This is a genomic window from Paraoerskovia sediminicola, from assembly GCF_030296575.1.
Taxonomy (GTDB): Bacteria; Actinomycetota; Actinomycetes; order Actinomycetales; family Cellulomonadaceae; genus Paraoerskovia; species Paraoerskovia sediminicola.
Genome location: NZ_AP027729.1, coordinates 1,940,398 through 1,959,727 on the forward strand (window position 1 = coordinate 1,940,398; position 19,330 = coordinate 1,959,727).

A 19,330-nucleotide genomic window follows, 5' to 3' on the forward strand; every position below is an offset into this window, starting at 1 on the left:
CTGTCCTTCGTCGTCCGTCGGTCCGTCGGTGCGCGCCCTGGAGGGCGCGTGCCGCACGGGAGTCCCAGCGGGAATCCATGGGACAGTCTGCCTCATCGCGGCGGCTTCGCCGGTCGGAGCCCGTTCGACAGGCCGGTCGGCGGGGCGATCGGCGAGGCGGTCGGTGAGCGGGGATGCCGGATCGGACACCGTCCGGCGGGTCCGCGCGGCGGATATTCTCGGGGGATGACGACGAGTGCCGCCGCGCGTCCGCCGCTCGCGCTCCTCCGTCGCGCGCGGCGGACCAACCGTGAGCTCGCCGTCGTCCACCCGGACGCACGGTGCGAGCTCGACTTCGGCAGCCCGCTCGAGCTGCTCGTCGCCACCGTCCTGTCGGCGCAGACCACCGACGTGCGGGTCAACGCCGTCACACCGACCCTCTTCGCCCGCTATCCCGACGCGGCGGCCTATGCCGGGGCGGACCGCGAGGAGCTCGAGGAGATCCTGCGCCCCACGGGCTTCTTCCGCGCCAAGGCGCGGTCCGTCGTCGGCCTCGGCCAGGCGCTCGTCGAGCGGTACGACGGTGAGGTCCCGCGGTCGCTCGACGCTCTCGTCAGGCTCCCCGGTGTGGGTCGCAAGACCGCGAACGTGGTGCTCGGCGACGCGTTCGGGGTCCCGGGTCTGACGGTGGACACGCACTTCGGCCGCCTCGTCCGGCGTCTGGGGTGGACCACGGAGGAGGACCCGGTTCGCGTCGAGGCTGCTGTCGCGGACCTCGTGGAGCGTCGCGAGTGGACCCGGCTGTCGCACCGGCTGATCTTCCACGGGCGTCGCGTGTGCCACGCGAGGACGCCCGCGTGCGGTGCGTGCCCCGTGGCCCGGTGGTGTGACTCCGCCGGGATCGGCGAGTCCGACCCGGACCGCGCGGCCGCGCTCGTCAGGACCTCCGGACCTCGCTGAGCCACGAGACCAGCGCCTCCGAGACGGCGTCGGGGGCCTCCTCGGGCAGGAAGTGCCCCGCGCCCGGGATGGTCTCGAGCCGGAACGTGCGGGCCAGGTCCGCGGCGTCCGTCGCAGCTCCCGTCCCGCGCACCCACGGGTCGAGCTCGCCCTGGAGCTGCAGCGCCGGGACGTCCACCGGCCGGCGCATCGTCGAGACGTAGCGCGCCCCGCCCGGGGTCGGCGCGGATCGGACGCTCCAGCGCAGCGCCTCCATGGCGCTGTGCGCGGCGAACGGGATCTGCAGCGCCGTGCGGTACGTCGCGACCGCCTCCGGAGGGACCGGGGCGACGGACCCCTCGGTGAGGAGGTCGGCGACCAGGGTTCCGCGGGTCAGGGCCCGTTCGGGCAGCGTGGGCAGCTGGGCGAACGCGATGTGGCGCGCGGCCGAGGGCGTGAGGGCCCGGCGGACCGCAACCCGCCGACGCGCGGGGTGCGGGGCCGAGAGCGCGACCACGCCCGCCGTCGTCCGGGGCTGGTACGCCGCGCATGCCCAGGCGATGGCGGCGCCGGTGCCGTGCCCGACGACGTAGGCCGACTCGGCGCCGAGGGAGCGGATCACGCCGGCCACGTCGCGCGTGCGCATGGGGACGTCGTAGCCGAGCGGCGGCTTGTCGGAGCCGCCGGTGCCGCGCAGGTCGAGCGCGGCGACCCGGAACCCCGCGGCGGCCAGCGCGGGGATCTGGAGGCGCCAGGCCCACCAGAACTGCGGGAACGAGTGCAGGAGGACGACGAGCGGCGCGGGCCGGCGCTCGGTCGACGCGCCCTGCTCGCCGCTCGGCTGCGCGGTCTGCTCGCCCGCGCGGACCGGGGCGGGCTCCGCGGTGGCGACGTGGAACCGGCAACCGTTCGCGGGCACGAACTCGTGCCGCCACGGGCCGTCCTGCAGTGCCGACGTGTAGTCGGCGATCACGAGGCGAACCCGGCGGCCGCGTCCTCGGCCGACGGCCGGCTCTTGGGCGGGTCGAACCGGTAGCCGACGTTGCGCACGGTCCCGATGAGCTGCTCGTTCTCGGGTCCGAGCTTCGCCCGCAGGCGGCGCACGTGGACGTCCACCGTCCTGGTGCCGCCGTAGTAGTCGTAGCCCCAGACCTCCTGGAGGAGCTGGGCGCGGGTGAACACGCGCCCCGGGTGCTGCACCAGATACTTGAGGAGCTCGAACTCCTTGTACGTGAGGTCGATGGGTCGGCCCTTGAGCCGTGCGGTGTAGCCGCTGACGTCGATGGCGAGCTCACCCGCCGAGATCTCCTCGTCCGGGACGTCGGACGGCAGCGCCTTGGACTTCTCGAGGACCAGCCGGAGCCGCGCCTCGACCTCTGCGGGGCCCGAGCTCTCGAGCAGCAGCTCGTCGGCCCCCCACTCGGCGGTGACCACGGTGAGACCACCCTCGGTCAGCACGAGGACCAGGGGCACCGAGATGCCGGTCGCCTGGAGCATCCGGGAGGTCGTGCGCGCGGCGACCAGGTCCCGGCGGGCGTCGAGGAGCACGACGTCCGAGTCGGGGGCGTCGACCAGGGCCGACGGCTCCATGGGCAGGACCCGGACCCGGTGGGACAGGAGTCCGAGCGCGGGCAGCACCTCGGCGGACCCGCCCGTGGAGGGGGTCAGGATCAGGAGCTCGGCCACTGCTGCACCTCCGTCGCGGTCTTCGGTGTTCAGCACCCGGGTCGCCGGCGTCGAGGACGCACCGGTGGAACGGGGGTAACGGTATCGCGGTTGCGCTGCGGTGCCGCTATCCGTCCGCGGACGGGCAGCGGTACGGTCCGCACGTCCTGATCTGAGAGACTTTGGCCCATGAGCGCCTCGACCCGGGCGGTAGCGACCGCGGTGGCAGCGGCACTGCTCGCGTCGGCCGCGTTCCTCGGGACCGTGTGGCTCGTCGCAGCGGTCGTCGCTGCCGTCCTCGTGCTCGCCTTCGGCTGGCCCGCGCTCCTCGACCTGCCGGCGCCGACCGGGACCCGCGTCGTTGTCGCGCTCGCCGGCGTCGCCGCCGTGCTCGCGGTGCGTGCGACCGACGGCGCGCGGTCCCTCATCGAGCTCCCGCTGGTCCTGGCCGGCGCGATCGTGCTGGCCTTCGTCGCGGAGATGGTGCGCAGGGACGGCCGGACCAGGCTGCTCGACTCCGTCGCCGGGACGGTCTCCGGTGCGGTCGTCGCGGTGTCCGCGGCGGGCTGGCTGGCCACAGAGCGCGCCGACGACGGCGTGTCGGTGGTCGTCGCCTGCGCCGTCGGGCTCGCCGTCGCCGCGGCCTTCTCCGCGGTCGACCTGCGCGTCTGGTGGGGCGAGGTCGTGACCGTGCTCGTGGCGGTGCTCGCCGCCGGTGGCGCCGGGGCCCTGCTCCCGGGGACCACCGGCATCGAGGGCGCCTGGACCGGCCTGGTCGGCGGCGGCGTCGTGGTCGCGTCCCACCTGCTGTTCGGTCGCCTCGAGGTCGTCGGCCGGAGCCGGACGGCGGCGCTCGCGGCGACGGCCCTCCCGGTGGTCGTCGCGGGCTCGCTCGTGTACGTGGTCGGACTCGTGCTGGCGGCTCTGTGACCGCCCGGGTGCTCGTCCTCGTCGCGGTGGTCGTGCTGACCCTGGCGCTCGGTGCCTGGTGGCGTTCGCGCCAGGGGGCCGTGCGTCGGGTCCCGGGTGCTGCTGGCTCCGCGGCCGGCGGCGCCCAGGACGCGGCGCACAGCGGTGCCGCGGGAGCGTTCGGCGGCGGCGACAGCAGCGCCGCGCCGTGGCGGGACGCAGGGGTGCGCATCGACGGCCCGACCTTCGTCCAGCTGTCCTCCGAGATCTGCACGGCCTGCCGGTCGACGGCCCGGGTGCTGCGCGGGATCGTGGAGGACCGGCCGGCGCTGCGGCACGTCGAGCTCGACGTCGCCGAGCATCCCGGTCTCGTCCGCGAGCTCGGCGTCCTGCGCACGCCCACGGTCCTGGTGGTGAGCGCCGGCGGTCACGTCGTCGCCCGCACCAGCGGCGCGACGAACCGCCGCCAGGCCCTCGACGCCCTCGCGGCCCTGCCCGCGCGCGAGCACGCCGCCGCGGACCTCGGCGGGCCGACCGGCGTCCGCCACCCAGACCACACCGAGAGCCCGGAGCGACGATGACAGCGAACCCTGCCGACCCCGCAAACCCTGGCGCCACGGCCACCGGAGCACCGCCCGCGCAGATCGACGCCCGCGGGCCGCGCTTCGGCGCCGCCCTGACGTCCGTGCTGCTGGCCGTGGCGCTGCTGCTCGGTGCCTCGACCGCGGGTCTCGTCGTGCTGACGGTCGTCGCGGCCGGGTTCGCCGTCGGCGCGGTCAGAGGCGCGCAGCACACCTGGCAGGGCTGGGTGTTCCGGACGCTCGTGCGCCCGCGGATCGGGGCGCCGAGCGAGGTCGAGGACCCCCGTCCGCCGCGCTTCGCGCAGCAGGTCGGCTTCGCGATCACCGGGATCGGCGCGGTCCTCGGCGTCACGGTGACGCTCATGGCCGTCCCGGTGGCCGCCGCGATCGCCCTCGTCGCCGCCGTGCTCAACGCGGTGTTCGGCCTCTGCCTCGGCTGCGAGCTCTACGTGCTGGGCCGGCGCCTGCGGACCCGGGCCGGCTGACCCGTCCGTCGTCCGCCGACCCGCGGTCAGTAGACGAGCGCCTGAGCGCCGGGTCGCAGCGCCTCCTCGACGAAGACGGCGGCACCCGCGATGCGCACGCCCGGCAGCACGTCGTCCGGGGTGATCCCGCGACGCGCGGCGCACTGCGTGCACACGGTCACGGACCCGCCGTCGAGCACCACCGCCAGGAGGTCCCCGACCGGCGCCGCGTGCTCCAGGACCAGGTCGTCCGCGCGACCGGGGGTGCCGAACCACGCCGACTCCCCGGTGAGCCACAGGCTCACCTCGACCCCGGCGGCGACCGCGGCCGCGGCGACGGTCAACGCCTGGTTCGCCGCCTCGGGCCGGTCCGTGCCGGAGGTCGACTTGACGACGAGCGTGCGCGCGGCAGCGCCCGCACCGCCCTCGACCCCGGGCCCGCCGGCCGCCCGGCCGGCTGTCGCCACGTCGTCCGACCGAAGATCGCTGGAACGGCTCATGCACGTCACCCTAGGCGCCCCTGGGGGGACGACAGTCCTGCGGGTAGGATCGCGCCCATGTCGACGCACTCCCTCGAGCTCCTCTTCCTCGGCCTCCTCGTCGCCGCGACCATCACCATCACGTGGTTCGCGGGCTACGTCGTGTACAAGCTCTTCAAGGGCCAGCGCTGAGCATGCCCTTCGCGATCACCGACGACCTCTCGCCCGACGTCTACCCGATCGCCTGGCTCGTGGGGCGGTGGCGGGGTGAGGGCGTCGTGTCCTACCCCGGGATCGACGAGGCGCCGTTCGTCAACGAGATCGTCGTCGACCACGACGGCGGCCCCTACCTGCGCTGGGTGTCGACGATCCGGGTGCTCGACGCCCCGGTACCCGCGCCGGGGAGACCGTCGTCGACGGGCTGGCCGACCTCGACGCCGACGCCCTGCCCGGGACCGTCTGGTCGACGGAGACCGGCTACTGGCGCGTGTCGAGCGACCGGCCCGAGGGCCTGGAGGACGACCGCTTCCGCCTCGAGGTCGTGCTCGCCGACGCCGCCGGCCGTGTGAGCGTGCTCGTCGGCGCGGTGGGCCGAGGGCGCATCGACCTGTCGAGCGACCTCGTGGCCAGGACGGCCACGGCGTCGGAGGTCTCCGCGTCGCAGCGGATGTTCGGGCTCGTCGAGGGCGACCTGCTGTGGGTCGAGGAGGTGGCGGCGTTCGGCGAGCCGCTGCAGTCCTACGCGTCGGCGCGGCTCACGCGCCTGGAGCAGTCGTGAGCGACGCCTACCGCAGCCCGCTGCTCGGTCGGCACGGCGCCGTCGAGGCGGCCGGACCGGACGCCGGCGTCGCCTGGCACTACGGCGACCCGGCCGGGGAGCAGCGCGCCCTGTCGTCCGGCGGTGCGGTCGTCGACCAGTCGCACCTGGGCGTGGTCCGGGTCGCCGGGCCCGACCGCCTGTCGTGGCTCCACTCGATCACCTCGCAGCACCTGACGGACCTCGCCCCGCGGACCTCGACCGAGCTGCTCGTGCTGAGCCCGCAGGGTCACGTCGAGCACGCGGCCGCGGTGGTGGACGACGGCGCTGCGACCTGGCTCGTCACGGAGGGCTCGGCCGCTGCCGGGCTGGCGGCGTGGCTGGAGCGCATGAAGTTCATGATGCGCGTCGAGATCGACGTCCTGTCCACCGAGCTCGCCGTGCTCGGCGAGCCGGTGCGGTCCGAGGGCGCGGAGGGTGAACCCGTGACCTGGGCCGACCCGTGGCCGGCCGTCGCGCCCGGCGGCACCCGGTACGGGGCCGCGGCCGAGGACCACCCCGGCTCCGACCGCGCGTGGCGCCTCGTCCTCGTGCCCCGCGACGCGCTCGAGTCCGAGGTCGCCTCGCGGGAGGCGGCGGGGTGGCGGCTCGTCGGGACCTGGGCGAGCGAGGCAGAGCGCGTCGCCGCGTGGCGGCCGCGGCTCGCGACCGAGGTCGACCACCGGTCGATCCCGCACGAGCTCGACTGGCTGCGCACCTCCGTGCACCTCCAGAAGGGCTGCTACCGCGGGCAGGAGTCCGTCGCCCGGGTGCACAACCTCGGCAGGCCCCCGCGCCGCCTCGTGATGCTGCACCTGGACGGGTCCGGGCACCTGTTGCCGCTGCTCGGCGCCGAGGTGCGCGCCGAGGCCGGTGGCCGCGTCGTGGGCAACGTGACGAGCATCGCCCGGCACCGCGAGCTCGGGCCGGTGGCGCTCGCCGTCCTCAAGCGCTCCGTGCCCGACGGCGCCGAGCTGGTCGTCGACTGCGAGGGCGGCGACGTGAGCGCCGCGCAGGAGGTCGTCGTCCCCGGTGACGGCGTCTCCGCCGACCGGCCGGCGCCCCGGCGCGAGGTCGCCCGCGGCGTGACGCCGCGCGGTGACGGCGCGCCGCAGAGCATGATCTGAGGCACGCTGGCCGCATGGTCCCGTCGGTCGCGGAGCGTGCGATGCGCAAGCTCGTGCTCCGCGCCCGAGCACGCCAGGGCTACAGCCGGGTGCGCGCCGCCTTCTGGCCCGTCGTGCAGGCGTCGGTCGCCGCGGCGCTCGCCTACCTCGTCGGGCGCTACGTGATCGGTCACGAGTACCCCATCTACGCCCCGATCGCGGCCTGGGTGTGCCTCGGCTTCACGGCGAACCGCAAGCTGCGCACGGTCATCGAGCTCGGCGTCGGCGTCGCGCTCGGGGTGCTCTTCGGCGGGCTCGTCGTGAACTGGATCGGCGACGGGTGGTGGCAGGTCGCCGTGCTCCTCGCGTCGTCGGCGCTGATCGCCCGGTTCGTCGACCGCGGGCCGCTGCTCGCGTCGCAGGCCGGCACCCAGGCCCTCGTGATCATCGGCCTGCCGCCGGGGTCGTTCACGGGGCCGGTGGGCCGGTGGACGGAGGCCCTGGCCGGTGCCGCCGTCGCGGTGCTCGTCGCGATGCTGACCCCGGTCGACCCGCGGCGCGGGTCCCGCGACGCCGCGAACAGCGCGATCTCCGAACTGAGCGGCACGTTCGCGCTGATCGCGACGGCGGCCCGGTCCGGCGACGTGGACGACTACGAGATGGCTCTCGTCCGGGCCCGAGCCTCCGAACCGTCGCTCGACGAGTGGCTCACCGTCGCGACCGGGGCCCACGACGTCGCGCGCGTCAACGCGGTGGCCCACAAGCACAAGGACGAGCTCGCCCAGCACGTGCGCGGCGCGGTCCTGCTCCGGCGCGCCATGAACAGCACGAGGGTCCTCGCCCGGCGGGCCCTCGCCCAGCCCCTGCCCGTGGGGGAGCCGGAGATCCTGGGCTCGCTGGCCGAGGCCCTCGCCACGGCGACCGAGGTGCTCGCGGAGGCGATGGGCGCCGGGCTCGAGCCGACGGTCGCCCGCGACATGCTCCTCGACATCGCGGCCGACCTCGACCCGCACACCGAGAAGCACCGCGGGTGGAGCGTGCAGTCGCTGATCCTGCTGCTGCGTGCCCCGGTCGTGGACCTGCTCGAGCTCAGCGGCCTCGACCCGCAGGCGGCGCGCGACGCGCTCCCGGAGCTCTGACCGTCGGCGGGGCGTCCCCGCGCCGGACCCGGGTGCGACACACGGCCCGAGGCCGGTACCTTGTCCGGCATGGACGTCGCCGTCAGCGCTCTGCGCGCCGAGCTGAAGCAGTGGATCGAGCGCGCGCGGGAGGGCGAGGAGGTCGTCGTGACCGACCGCGGTGTCCCGGTGGCGCGCCTGAGCGGGATCGGCACCGCGGACCTCCTGACCGAGCTCACCCGCGAGGGACTGCTCACCCCGCCGAGCGAGGCGAGGCCCGTGGTCACGCCGCCGGAGCGGGCAGAGCACCGACCGGGCACGCGCGACCGCGTCTCCGGCCTCGTCCGTCGCATCAGGCGCTGACCGTGGCCCTCGTCTATCTCGACGCGAGCGCCCTCGTGCACCTGTGCGTCCCGGGGTCGGGTTCCCGGCTGGCCGCCGCCCTCTGGAACCGCGCGGACGTGGTCTCGACCAGCCGGATCGCGGACCTGGAGGTCCGTGCGGCGCTCGCCGCCGGCCTGCGCTCGGGGGCGCTCGATCCGGAGACCCACGCGTCGGCAGTCACGACGTGGACGGGTCTCTGGCCCGCGGTGCACGTGGTCGAGGCGACGGCCGAGGTGGCGGCCGTCGCCGCGGACCTCGTCGTCCGCTCCCCGGTCGCGCTGCGGGCGGGCGACGCGCTCCACGTGGCGAGCGCGCTCGCCGTCCGGCACGACGACACCGTCGTCGCCGCGTGGGACGAGCAGGTGGCCGGTGCTGCGCGGGCCGAGGGCCTCGTCGTCGTCCCCTGACACGTAGGCTCGGGGGTGTTCTCCTCACTCCAGAGTCTCGTGCTCCTCGCGCTGTCCGTCCTCGTCTTCGCGGTGCAGGCCTACGCCCTGATCGACTGCATCCGCAGACCTGCGCACGCCTTCCAGGCCGAGGGCAAGCTGTCGAAGAACATCTGGCTCCTCATCCTCGGCGTCGCGACCGCGCTCGGGTTCGTCGGGATCGGCGGCGGGCTCGGGTTCTTCGGCCTGATCGCCGTCGTGGCCGCGATCGTGTACCTCGTGGACGTGCGGCCGAAGGTCTCGCGCTACTCGCCGCGCCGGGGCCCGGGGAGCGGCCCGTCGGGCGGTCGTCCCGGGGGTGGTGACGGTGTCTGCAGACCTGTCGGCGCACCTGGCCGCGGTGCCTCCCGCGACGACCGTCGCCGACGGCGCGGTCCCGCTCGCCGAGGTGGTGCGGGGCGACCTCGTCGAGTCCACGCACCTCGGTCACCTCGTCGTCCTGGACGCTGACGACGCCCCACGCCTCGCTCTGGGCCGGCCGGACGTCGTGATCTGGCCGAGGTCCTGCGTCAAGCCGGTGCAGGCGACCGTGATGGTTCGCGCGGGGCTCGACCTCCCGCCGAGGCTGCTCGCGCTGGCGGCGGCGAGCCACGACGGCACCGCGGAGCACGTTGACGGAGCCCGCGAGATCCTCGCGATCGCCGGACTGGACGAGCAGGCGCTGCGCAGCACCCCGGACGTGCCGCTCGACCCCGAGGCGGCCGCGACCTGGCGGGCCTCGGGCGGGGGCCCCGACCGGATCACCCAGAACTGCTCGGGCAAGCACGCCGCGATGCTCCTCACCTGCCAGGTCAACGGCTGGAGCCTCGACGACTACCTCGACCCGACGCACCCGCTCCAGCAGGCGATCGCCGCGACACTTCGCGAGCTCACCGGAGATCCGGACGGGCTGCCGGTCTCGACCGACGGGTGCGGGGCCCCGCTCTTCTCGACGACGCTGAGCGGGCTCGCGCGTGCGCTCGGACGGGTCGCCGGCGCCCCGCGACGCGATCCCGACTCGGCGGAGGCGACGGTCGCCCGCGCCATGAGCGCCCACCCCCGCATGGTCGCCGGCGCCCGCCGCGAGGGGACGCGCGTCATGCAGGCCATCCCCGGAGTCGTGGCGAAGGACGGCGCGGACGGCGTGTTCGCCGTCGGTCTCCCGGACGGCGGTTCGATCGCGTTCAAGGTCCTCGACGGCGCCGGGCTGCCCCGGCCCGCGATCGTCGTCGCGGCGCTGCGCGCCGCGGGCTACGACGACCCCGCTCTCGACCCGATCGGTCGGACGCCGGTGCTCGGCGGCGGCGTCGAGGTCGGCTCCGTCAGGGCTCTCCTCCCCGCTGACCTGCGGAGCGACCGATGAAGGCGGTGCTGCAGCGCGTGACCCGCGCATCGGTCAGCGTGGACGGCGAGGTGGTGGGCGCCATCGATCGCGCGGGCATCGTCGCGCTCGTCGGGGTGACGCACGGGGACGGCGCGGACCAGGTCGAGATCGTGGCCCGCAAGATCGCGGAGCTGCGCATCCTCGACGGCGAGACCTCGGTGGCGGACGCCGGTGCGCCTGTGCTCGTGATCAGCCAGTTCACGCTCTACGGCGACACGCGCAAGGGCAGGCGCCCGACCTGGAACGCCGCAGCTCCTGGCCCTGTTGCGGAGCCGCTCGTCGAGGCCGTGGTCGCGGCCCTGCGGGCCCGCGGCGTCGAGGTGGCGACCGGGAGGTTCGGCGCGGACATGGCGGTCGAGCTGGTCAACGACGGTCCGGTGACGCTGGTCGTCGAGGCGGCACCGGCCCCGTAGCCGCGCCTGCGGTCAACACGGCCGGACGGCCACGCGGGACGATCCGGCGAGGCGACGACCCAGGGATCTCGGGCGCCGAAACCGCGCGGACGAACGAGACCCCGCGCCGTCCGGCACGGGGTCTCGTTCATGCTCCGGCGGTCCGCCGGTCGGTGTCCTGAGGTCAGGACTCCGTGGGCTTGCGGCGGCGGGTCCACACGACGAGACCGGCGCCGATGGCGAGCAGCGCGGCCGCGCCTCCGGCGTAGGCGGCGATCTCGGCGCCCGTGCGGGGCAGGCCGTCGGCACTCGCCGACACGGGGGTCGCGTCGCTGGTCGGGACGGAGCCGTCCGAGGGCGGGTTGGTCGCGCAGTTCGGGGTCGACGGCGGGTAGGCGACGTCGACCGTGGCCTCGGGGTTCACCGAGATCCGGACCTGCACGCTCGGGCGGACCCAGTCGTACTCGTCACCCTCGACCCACTCGCCGTTCACGAGGGACCAGCCCGGCCAGTCGAGGGCCGTGCCGTCGGCCGCGACCACGGCACCGGGCCACAGGATGCGTCCGGAACCGACGGAGAGACCGCTGACGACGTAGTCCTCGCCGTTCGGGTTGATGAAGGTGATCGTGAGGTCGGTCGCGTCGGTGTTCTCGACCTGGACGTCGTACGCGAGGTACGGGACGTCCCCGTCGCAGATCGGCGTCTCGACGAGGGTGCTGAACGCGGGGGCCGGCGGCGGCTCGTACGTCTCGTCATCCGCGAAGGCGGACGATCCTGCGAGCACCATCGGTGCAGCGACAGCGCCGGCCAGCGCTGCCCGGCGGACGCGGCGTGCTGTGGTCGTCATCGTCATCACTGCCCTATCGGTCGTGTCTCACGGGCGCTCTGGCGCCCACACGGCCAACGGTAGCGAGGTGGCCGCGGCCGAGCGCCGGTCGTCCAGGGTGAAAAACGCCCCGGCGGCGCATCGTTGCCATTTTGTGACCATCGGTAAGGTCGCGCGCGGCACGAGCCGTCGCCAACCTGTAGCCGCCCGTGGAGGAGGCGCACGAACGAGACCACGAATCTTCGGACCCCGCGCCGCTCGCCTCGAGCGCACTGACGGACTGTTGTGACTTACAGCTCAGTAGGTCTATATTCCGCTCCACCAGATCTGGCTGGAGGCTTGCTGAGAGCGGTCCTGGGGCCTGCCCGCAGGGGGTGAGGTTCGTTGATGGCGGCTGGCTGTGCCCGCGGTCTGGATTTCCTGGGAACCAATGATGGCGTTTCTGGTCTCTTGTGCTGGTGTTCCGGGTTCGTGGCGCGCGTCCGTCGCTCGCCCTGGTCGACGACGAGGGTGAACCGCTGCTCTACAGGCACACCGACGGTGGGCGAACGGTCCGTAAGGCTGGCACGTATGTCGCGCTCGACCCCGAGACCGCCGACTACGGCGCCAAGCTCGTGATCGCCGCCTACAAGACGTCGATGACGTTCACTGAGGACGACGGCACGATCACCACCTTCGGGTACAACACCACGGCAGGGGAGTGGCTGGCGACCTCGGTGCAGGAGCCAGCGTCGACCAAGACCACCACGTTGACCCGCGACGGCGCTGGCAAGGTCACTCGCATCCTCGCCCCGGCGCCGGACGGCGTGACGTGCACAGGCAGCCTCGGCAAGGGGTGCCGTGCGCTGGACATCGCCTACGGCACGTCGGGCACCGCGAACGGCAAGGTCACCGCCGTCACCTATACCGCGTGGGACCCCGACAAGACCGGCGGCGCCGCAATGACGACTGTGCAGGTGGCTACCTACACCTACGACAGCGCGGGCCAGCTCGCGACCATGACCGACCCGCGCTCCAGCCTGGCCACCAGCTACGGCTACGCAGGAACGTCGCCCTCGGGTCAGCCACTACTGACGACGGTTACCCCGTCTGGTCTGTCGCCGTACACGCTGAACTACGCCGGCACCAGTCCTGCGGCACTCAGGGGACACCTGCTCTCGGTCGACCGCGCCCCCGCCGTCGCGGGTGGCGACACGGTCAAGGTGTCGCGGTTCGTCTACGACATCGACCCGGCAGCAAGCACGAGCGGACTGCCCACGATGGACACCGAGCTGCTCTCCCGGTGGGGTCAGGCCACCGCCCCGACCCACGGGTACGCCGCGTTCTCCGCTGACAAGCAGGACGTCGGCGGCGGGACCGGCGCGACCATCACCTCCCCGTCCCAGGTGAGCTCAGGAGCGTGGCCGTTCGCCGAGCTGCAGTACACCGACGATGACGGGCGCGTAATCAATACCGCCGCGCACGGCGCAGGGGACTGGCAGTTCACCTCCAGCGGGTACGACACGGACGGCCGCGTGATCCGGTCCCTGGACGAGACCGCGACCTCGCAACTTCGCCACCTCAACGCCGACCTTACGCACTCAGGCGAAGAGATCGACTCCTACGCCACCATCACCCGTTACAACACCGCCGCGGGGCTGAACTCAGCCGGGACGTTCGTCACCGACGTGTGGGCTCCGGCCGCCGACATCGACGGGCAGCTCGTGCGCACTCACACCCACACCGACTACGACCAGGGCGCACCCAACAACGGCATCAACCCCGGGACCGAGCTCCCCTATCGGCTGCCCACCACCATCACCACGACGCAGGCCGACGGGCTTTCTGGGTCCGCAGACCCAGAGGTCTCCGTTGCCACTGACGAGCCGCTGCTGACGCAAGAGCTCGCCGGGTACGACGCGATCGACGGCAAGCCATACACGGACCCGACCTCGGGTTGGTACCAAGGGCAGGCGACCACGTCGACCACCGTGATGGGTGACGGTGAGGCTGACATCGTCACCAAGACCCGCTACGACGCCGAAGGGCGCACGGTCGAGGTCCGCAAGCCCGGCTCCACCGGCACCGACGCGGCTACCACACTGACCGGCTACTACACCGCCGGGACACAGACCGGCGTGTTCGCCCAGTGCGGTGACCGGCCCGAATGGGCCGGCATGGCCTGCGCCACCCGCACCGGGGAAGCGACCCCGACCACCCCGGTCGAGGCCACCACGAAGTACTCCCTGTACCTTGCGCCACGGGAGGCCACCGAGACCCTCGGCACCGTCGTGCGCACCACCACCACGACCTACGACGATGCCGGTCGCCAACTCGTGACACGCACCACCACCAACGGTCTGACCGGGTCCGAGCCCGTGCCCGCGACCCGCTCCGAGTACGACGCCGGCACCGGACTGGCCACCGCGACGGTCTCTCTCGACGGCGCTGGCGCCGAGATCGCGCGTATCAGCACGGGGTATGACCTGTGGGGGCAGGCTGTGACCTACACCGACACCGATGGCGAGACGACCAGCACGACTTACGACTCGGCCGGTCGCGTCGTCAAGGTCACGGACCCGATCCGCGCCGTCGAGTACGGGTACGGGTCAGGAACCGAGCATCGCGGCTACCCGACCTTGGTCAAGATCCCCGGCACCGGCCAGTTCACCGCAACCTACGACGCCGCCGGGAACATGACCACCCAGTCCTTGCTCGGCCAGCGCGTCACCCAGCACTCCACCTACGACCCCAGGTCAGGGCAGCTCACGGGCCTCGGCTACACCGGCGCCCCATTGCCTGGCGAGGACGAGCAAGAGCTGCTCGCCTGGAGCGTCGAGTCCGACATCCAGGACCGCACCACCTCCATCACGTCCTCCGCCGCTACCGGCGCCGAGGCGCTTGACGACGAAGGCAACCCCATCACGGGGGTGGGCTCAACCGAACACAAGCCTTCACCTACGATCGCGCCGAACGCCTCACCCGGGCAACCGACACGATCGGCGAGACCTGCACCAACCGCGCCTACGGCTTCGACGTGCGCGGGAACCGCCTGACGAAGAACACGTCTGTCCACGACGTCGACTGCACCAGCACTGCCGTGAACACGACCGTGAAGGCGTGGAGCTACGACACGGCGGACCGCGTGCAGAGGGGCGCCAACTCGGCTGGTGCATACGTCTAGGACGCGCTCGGGCGACAGACCAGTGTGCCGGGCGTGGATACCCCGGACGGGAACGCGGCCGGTGACCTCGCGATCGGGTACTACGACACTGATGCCGCCCGCACCCTCACCCAGGGGGCGTGTCCACCACTTTCACGCTCGACCCTGCCGGTCGCCGCGCTACCGCCACCAGCACCAAGGCGGGAACTGACACCACCACGACGGTCAGGCACTACACCGACACCTCCGACAGCCCCGGCTACGCCGTCAAGACCACGGGCACTGCCACACCGGTCACTACCTGGTACGGCGCCTCCATCGGCGGCGACCTGGGCCTCGAGATCACCGACGACGCGGCCATGCTCACCCTCATCGATCCGCTCGGCTCCACCGCCACCACCATCACCCTGCCCGCCATCGATGAACCACTCCAGCTCGGAGCCCTCGGCACCTGGGACGAATACGGCAACACCATCACCAACCCCGCCCAGACCGGAGCGATCACCTACGGATGGCTCGGCGGCAAGGAACGCGCCCAAGACGCCACCGGCCTCACCCTCATGGGAGCCCGCCTGTACAACCCGGTCACAGGCCTCTTCACCGCTGTCGATCCTGTCGACGGCGGAAACACCACCGCTTACAGCTACCCCCAAGACCCCATCAATCAGAGCGACCTGGACGGCCAAACGAAGAAGAAGAAAAAGGGTTTCTGGTCTAGAAATTGGAAGTGGTTTGCAGCTGGGGGCTGGTCGTTGGAGTAGCCGCGGTGTGCGTCTTCGCAAGCGTGGCATGTGGGGCAGCGACTAGCACGGGTGTGCGCGTGGGTGCGCGCATTGCGGCTCGCGGCGCCGTGCGCGCCGCTCGCGCGACCCGATACTATTCCAGTCCGAGTTCGCGGGGGTGGGCGTTCGGCAACAAGAGTCTCGGTGCACCAAAGCCTGGGCGCTTCAACAACACACGACGTGGTGACGGAAGGCGCGCCCTCGGGTGGTCTGTCCATCGCCAAAAGACGGGCGTGTATAAGTCCTTTAGATACAAGAGTTCATCTGGAAAGCATTGGAACGTCTACCGAGGGAAAAGGCTGAACTGATGGCCACATTGCGTGAACTGGGGGCACGGCTTGCCGAAGATCTCCAAAACCGAACGGGCAGGAGCGTCGCCATTGAGGCGATTCGCCGTGGCGTGGTGGTGATGCAAATGCATGAACATTTGCATCCAATAACGATTGTGGCAGGTTTTGTCCGCGACGGCGGCTCTCTACATGTTAGTGGTCTCTCGATTACTGGCGGCGGGTATGCGGACCATGTTAAGGGCGAGTCTCCGGCTGAAAGGGCGGCATATGTCGACGCATGGATCAGAGCTAGCGACCGTGGCTTAATTGCGGTGCGCGAGTCTCCTGAGTTGGGACCCCCGTGTCTGCCGACTGGTGTCCTGGAAACAATTCGGCAGAACACAACCTTCGATATTGATGCCTCGGGCAGGGTTCTGATGGGCAATGTCAAAAGTGGCCTTCGGGCTTGTTCGAGCGGTGGCACGACGTACGTTGTTGGCGACGGAGTTTGGTTCGAAGTTGTCGGGAAAGAGAGCAAAGTCTTCGCGTCATCCATGATGGGCTTACTCGACTCTCTGCTGCCTGGTTCGGATGACTAATAGGGCTCTTCGGACATCTGGTGCGAATCATGAGGTGAGTCCGCCGGCGGCGAGGAGCATGCGTAGGCGGTAGTTGGTGCGGTTGCGGTAGCCGCGGGCGAGGCGGCGGTGGAACTCGATGACGCCTCCACCGCCTCGGTGGGTCCGTTGTTCGCCCTGCCGGTGGTGAAGGAGGCCAGGAACGCCTCGCGCCAGCGCCTGAGGGTCCGCCCGAGGCGGGCGACCTCGGGATGGGGCAGGTGTGGAAGGAGTCCAGGATCTTCTCTGCACGCTTCTTGCCCGCGGCGGTGTCCTTGTCGCGGTAGGTGGCGCGGAGGTCCTGGGCGCAGCACCAGGCGATGTAGACCTTCACGTGGGCGGGGTCGGCCTCGATCGCGACCGCGCCGAACGCCTCTCCCGGGCAACCGACATGATCGGCGAGACCTGCACCACCCGCGCCTACGGCTTCGACGTGCGCGGGAACCGCCTGACCCAGAACACGACCCGGCACGATGCGGACTGCACCACGGGCACGTACGCCTACGACGAGCTCGGACGACAGACCTCCTTGCCAGCCGTAGACGCCCCCAGGAAGCGAGACCGCCGCCCGAGAACGCGGTCGTGCTGTGCGTGGACGAGAAGTCCCAGATCCAGGCACTGGACCGCACCCAGCCCATCCTGCCGATGCAGCCCGGGCAGATCGAGCGCCGCTCCCACGACTACGTGCGGCACGGCACCTCCACCTTGTTCGCCGCGCTGGAGGTCGCGACCGGGCAGGTCACCGCCGCGCTCAAGCTTCGCCACCGCCGCCAGGAGTTCCTCGCGTTCCTCAAACAGGTCGCCCGCGCCTACCCCGAGCGCGAGCTGCACCTGGTGATGGACAACTACGCCGCGCACAAGACCCCCGAGGTCAAGGCCTGGCTCGCCGCGAACCCGCGGATCCACATGCACTTCACGCCCACGCACGCCTCGTCGAGGTCTGGTTCGGCATCGTCGAACGCCAGGCCATCCGCCGCGGTGTCTTCAGGTCCGTCAAGGAACTCAACGCCAAGATCCGCGCCTTCATCAACGGCTGGAACTACCGCTCCCACCCCTTCATCTGGACCAAGGCCGCCGAAGAGATCCTCACGAAGGCCAACCCGAAGAAGACTTCAAAGACGCGCCACAACTAGCAGGCAGGCACCGCCTGGACCGCGAGCCCCGATGAGGTCGCCGTGGGAGTCGTCCAGAGGTCGATCGTGCTGCTGTCGTCGTCGGCCGCGGCGTCCCCGTCGGTCGCTGCGGGGCCGCCGCGCATGTCCACGTCGACGGTCGTGCTCGCCCCCGGGGCCAGCGAGATCGGGATCTCGGTGGCCCGGCGGCCCCCGACCTCCGCGGTCTGCCCGCCCGTGCTCTCGCCGTCCCGGGTGATGTCGGTGAGCGTCCCGCCCCGGGACGGGTACAGGACCAGGTTCACGCGGATCATCACCGGGTCGGCGTCGGGGGAGGTGCCGAGGACGTAGCCGGGCAGGGACGTCGCCGCGTCGTCGGGCACCCGGGAGGTCAGCACCGTCCGGACCGTGTGGACGCTCCCTTCCGGCGTGCACCGGGTCGCGACGATCTCGCTCTCCGTGTCCAGGTAGTAGGTGAGCTTGCCCGAGACGGCGTCGTTGACGAAGACGCCCAGCGACGCGTCCGCGCGGGCGGCAGTGTCGATGGCCCCCGAGAGCAGCGTGTCCTCCAGGACGTCCTGCTCGTCCTCGTGCGCCGACCACAGCAGCAGACGGTGCTCCTCCGCCGCGCGCAGGAACGCGGCCTGGACGTCGCCCGCGCCGACGGATCCGTCGAGCGCCCGACCGAACACGGCGGCCGAGACCGACGCGAAGAACGCGTCGGTCTCCTCGGGCGTCCCGAACGTCGCGTACACCTCGGAGAGCAGCAGCTCGACGGCGTTCTCGGCGGTGACCTCGATGCCGTCGCTCGTGATCGGACCGGTCGCCTCCAGCAGGTACGAGAGCGCCACCGGGTCGGTCGCCAGGACCCCGTCGACGTCACCGCCGAGGCTCTGCCGCCACATCTCGGCCGTCGTCGCGGCCGCCGTCGGGAAGTCCGGCGTCAGGACGGTGTCCTGGACGAACCGCCCCATCCGGTCCGTGTAGAGATGCTCGTCCTCGGGGGCCAGCGGGAGCACCGGCTCCGCGTACGGGCCGAACACGTTGCTGGGCACCTGGCGGCCGAGGGTGATCCGCCCGCCGTCGGCGTGGATCTCGGCGACGGCGCCGGGTATCCCGCCGGCAGCCCGCAGCTCGGCGCTGTTGAGGTTCAGCAGCAGGTAGGTCCGCGGGCCGTCGGCGCCCAGCAGCGGCGGCACGAGATCCACGAACCGTTCGCCCGTCGCGACGACCGACGCGAGGTCGACGGTGCGGTCGCGCAGGTCGTCGACGGGCCCCGCCACGACCGGCAGCAGCGCCGAGGTGTCGATCGCGCCGAGGTCGGCGACCACGCCGTCGATCGCCGTCGAGGCCTCGTGCACCACGGGCGCCGCGTCGGTGACCGGCGCCAGGTCGATCGCGCCGTCGACGGGTCGCAGACCGTCGCCCGCGAGCACCTGGGCGACCTGGGCCAGCGGCGGCAGCACGTCCTGGACGAGGGTGTCGACGGATGCCGCCGTGGTCGAGACGGCGGACACGTCGGCTCCGACGCCGGGGGTGTGTGCGGCTGCCGCCCACAACGGACCGTCGGTGTTCTCTCGGGCCGTCGTCGTGAGCGGGGCGAGGTCGTCGAGCACGTCCCGCGCCGCGTCCACGTCGCCGGACCGCACCGCGTCCTCCGCGGCCGGCAGCATCTCGGCCGCCTCGGTGAGCGCGTCCCGCGCGGCGAGGGCCTCGCGGGCGAGCAGCGCGACGCAGACGACGAGGGCGACCACGAGGGCGCCGAGCACCAGGACCACCCACCGGACGACGTGCCTGCGTGGGCGTCGAGACGCCGGGGGCTCGGTGGCCGGTGCTGCCATGCGCACACTGTAGGGCGCTGCCCGCGGGCGGTGGGCGACCGACCGGTGACCGGTCGGCGTGCGACGTGACCGTGAGGCCCTAGCGTGGTCGGCGCACCACCACCGACCGAAGGAGCAGAC

The 19,330-nt window shown here is 72.3% G+C and carries 21 protein-coding genes and 2 pseudogenes; 17 read left to right on the forward strand and 6 right to left on the reverse strand.

The window, feature by feature from the left end; genetic code table 11:
- Window positions 1-225 precede the first annotated feature (225 nt).
- The gene (nth, locus tag QUE47_RS09075; RefSeq protein ID WP_286217020.1) at window positions 226-939 is read left to right on the forward strand and encodes an endonuclease III; all 714 of its coding nucleotides are present in this window, start codon (window positions 226-228) and stop codon (window positions 937-939) included.
- On the opposite strand, the gene QUE47_RS09080 is transcribed toward nth, so the two are convergent.
- Window positions 917-1,891: an alpha/beta fold hydrolase gene (locus QUE47_RS09080; RefSeq protein WP_286217021.1), complete on the reverse strand. Its 975-nt coding sequence runs from the start codon at window positions 1,889-1,891 to the stop codon at window positions 917-919. The genes nth and QUE47_RS09080 overlap by 23 nt on opposite strands.
- Window positions 1,888-2,604 carry a winged helix-turn-helix transcriptional regulator gene (locus QUE47_RS09085; protein ID WP_286217022.1) on the reverse strand — a complete coding sequence of 239 codons (717 nt, stop codon included), beginning with the start codon at window positions 2,602-2,604 and terminating at the stop codon, window positions 1,888-1,890. Before QUE47_RS09085 ends, QUE47_RS09080 begins: the two co-directional genes overlap by 4 nt.
- Before the next feature lie 168 nt (window positions 2,605-2,772).
- Here QUE47_RS09085 and QUE47_RS09090 point away from each other — a divergent pair, with 168 nt between their 5' ends.
- From QUE47_RS09090 to QUE47_RS09100, 3 genes are read left to right on the forward strand one after another with little or no spacing between them, the layout of a single operon-like run.
- Window positions 2,773-3,513, forward strand: coding sequence for a hypothetical protein (locus tag QUE47_RS09090; RefSeq protein WP_286217023.1), 741 nt, complete (start codon window positions 2,773-2,775; stop codon window positions 3,511-3,513).
- On the forward strand, window positions 3,510-4,073 hold the full coding sequence (locus QUE47_RS09095; RefSeq protein ID WP_286217024.1) for a thioredoxin family protein: 564 nt from the start codon (window positions 3,510-3,512) through the stop codon (window positions 4,071-4,073). Before QUE47_RS09090 ends, QUE47_RS09095 begins: the two co-directional genes overlap by 4 nt.
- On the forward strand, window positions 4,070-4,558 hold the full coding sequence (locus tag QUE47_RS09100; protein ID WP_286217026.1) for a DUF4395 domain-containing protein: 489 nt from the start codon (window positions 4,070-4,072) through the stop codon (window positions 4,556-4,558). The genes QUE47_RS09095 and QUE47_RS09100 overlap by 4 nt, the downstream gene beginning before the upstream one ends.
- A gap of 26 nt (window positions 4,559-4,584) precedes the next feature.
- Here the strand turns inward: QUE47_RS09100 and QUE47_RS09105 are convergent, their stop codons facing one another.
- Window positions 4,585-5,037 (reverse strand): DsrE family protein, encoded by a 453-nt coding sequence (locus QUE47_RS09105; protein WP_286217027.1) that lies wholly within the window; start codon window positions 5,035-5,037, stop codon window positions 4,585-4,587.
- Window positions 5,038-5,210: 173 nt separating this feature from the next.
- On the opposite strand from QUE47_RS09105, the gene QUE47_RS09110 reads away from it, so the two are divergent.
- The 9 genes from QUE47_RS09110 (at window position 5,211) to dtd (ending at window position 10,642) form a co-directional block, all read left to right on the forward strand.
- Window positions 5,211-5,585, forward strand: a complete 375-nt coding sequence (locus QUE47_RS09110; RefSeq protein ID WP_286217028.1) for a heme-binding beta-barrel domain-containing protein — start codon at window positions 5,211-5,213, stop codon at window positions 5,583-5,585.
- The gene (locus tag QUE47_RS09115) at window positions 5,504-5,794 is read left to right on the forward strand and encodes a heme-binding beta-barrel domain-containing protein (protein ID WP_286217029.1); all 291 of its coding nucleotides are present in this window, start codon (window positions 5,504-5,506) and stop codon (window positions 5,792-5,794) included. The genes QUE47_RS09110 and QUE47_RS09115 overlap by 82 nt, the downstream gene beginning before the upstream one ends.
- Window positions 5,791-6,939: a CAF17-like 4Fe-4S cluster assembly/insertion protein YgfZ gene (ygfZ, locus tag QUE47_RS09120; RefSeq protein WP_286217030.1), complete on the forward strand. Its 1,149-nt coding sequence runs from the start codon at window positions 5,791-5,793 to the stop codon at window positions 6,937-6,939. Before QUE47_RS09115 ends, ygfZ begins: the two co-directional genes overlap by 4 nt.
- A 14-nt stretch (window positions 6,940-6,953) precedes the next feature.
- The gene (locus QUE47_RS09125; protein WP_286217031.1) at window positions 6,954-8,057 is read left to right on the forward strand and encodes an FUSC family protein; all 1,104 of its coding nucleotides are present in this window, start codon (window positions 6,954-6,956) and stop codon (window positions 8,055-8,057) included.
- Window positions 8,058-8,126: 69 nt separating this feature from the next.
- On the forward strand, window positions 8,127-8,399 hold the full coding sequence (locus QUE47_RS09130) for a type II toxin-antitoxin system Phd/YefM family antitoxin (RefSeq protein ID WP_286217032.1): 273 nt from the start codon (window positions 8,127-8,129) through the stop codon (window positions 8,397-8,399).
- A gap of 2 nt (window positions 8,400-8,401) precedes the next feature.
- On the forward strand, window positions 8,402-8,827 hold the full coding sequence (locus QUE47_RS09135) for a type II toxin-antitoxin system VapC family toxin (protein WP_286217033.1): 426 nt from the start codon (window positions 8,402-8,404) through the stop codon (window positions 8,825-8,827).
- A gap of 15 nt (window positions 8,828-8,842) precedes the next feature.
- Window positions 8,843-9,316 (forward strand): DUF2516 family protein, encoded by a 474-nt coding sequence (locus QUE47_RS09140; RefSeq protein WP_286217034.1) that lies wholly within the window; start codon window positions 8,843-8,845, stop codon window positions 9,314-9,316.
- Window positions 9,207-10,208: an asparaginase gene (locus QUE47_RS09145; protein WP_286217035.1), complete on the forward strand. Its 1,002-nt coding sequence runs from the start codon at window positions 9,207-9,209 to the stop codon at window positions 10,206-10,208. The genes QUE47_RS09140 and QUE47_RS09145 overlap by 110 nt, the downstream gene beginning before the upstream one ends.
- Complete coding sequence (gene dtd / locus QUE47_RS09150) at window positions 10,205-10,642, forward strand: D-aminoacyl-tRNA deacylase (protein WP_286217036.1); 438 nt, start codon at window positions 10,205-10,207, stop codon at window positions 10,640-10,642. Before QUE47_RS09145 ends, dtd begins: the two co-directional genes overlap by 4 nt.
- Before the next feature lie 163 nt (window positions 10,643-10,805).
- Here the strand turns inward: dtd and QUE47_RS09155 are convergent, their stop codons facing one another.
- On the reverse strand, window positions 10,806-11,468 hold the full coding sequence (locus QUE47_RS09155) for an LPXTG cell wall anchor domain-containing protein (RefSeq protein ID WP_286217038.1): 663 nt from the start codon (window positions 11,466-11,468) through the stop codon (window positions 10,806-10,808).
- Between the two features lie 437 nt (window positions 11,469-11,905).
- Here QUE47_RS09155 and QUE47_RS17195 point away from each other — a divergent pair, with 437 nt between their 5' ends.
- From QUE47_RS17195 to QUE47_RS09170, 3 genes are all read left to right on the forward strand, one after another.
- Window positions 11,906-14,482, forward strand: coding sequence for an RHS repeat domain-containing protein (locus QUE47_RS17195; protein ID WP_286217039.1), 2,577 nt, complete (start codon window positions 11,906-11,908; stop codon window positions 14,480-14,482).
- 247 nt (window positions 14,483-14,729) lie between these two features.
- On the forward strand, window positions 14,730-15,350 hold the full coding sequence (locus QUE47_RS09165) for an RHS repeat-associated core domain-containing protein (RefSeq protein WP_286217040.1): 621 nt from the start codon (window positions 14,730-14,732) through the stop codon (window positions 15,348-15,350).
- Window positions 15,351-15,678: 328 nt separating this feature from the next.
- Complete coding sequence (locus tag QUE47_RS09170; RefSeq protein WP_286217041.1) at window positions 15,679-16,239, forward strand: hypothetical protein; 561 nt, start codon at window positions 15,679-15,681, stop codon at window positions 16,237-16,239.
- Window positions 16,240-16,266: 27 nt separating this feature from the next.
- Here the strand turns inward: QUE47_RS09170 and QUE47_RS17200 are convergent.
- Window positions 16,267-16,615: pseudogene (locus QUE47_RS17200) on the reverse strand (ISL3 family transposase); the annotation flags it as partial.
- A 206-nt stretch (window positions 16,616-16,821) separates the two neighbouring features.
- Between QUE47_RS17200 and QUE47_RS09175 the strand changes: the two are divergent.
- Window positions 16,822-17,390 (forward strand): annotated as a pseudogene (locus tag QUE47_RS09175) (IS630 family transposase); the annotation flags it as partial.
- Here the strand turns inward: QUE47_RS09175 and QUE47_RS09180 are convergent.
- Entirely contained in the window at window positions 17,387-19,210 is a 1,824-nt protein-coding gene (locus tag QUE47_RS09180; protein ID WP_286217042.1) for a DUF4012 domain-containing protein, read from the reverse strand. The pseudogene QUE47_RS09175 and the gene QUE47_RS09180 sit on opposite strands and share 4 nt — an antisense overlap.
- Between the last annotated feature and the right edge of the window lie 120 nt (window positions 19,211-19,330).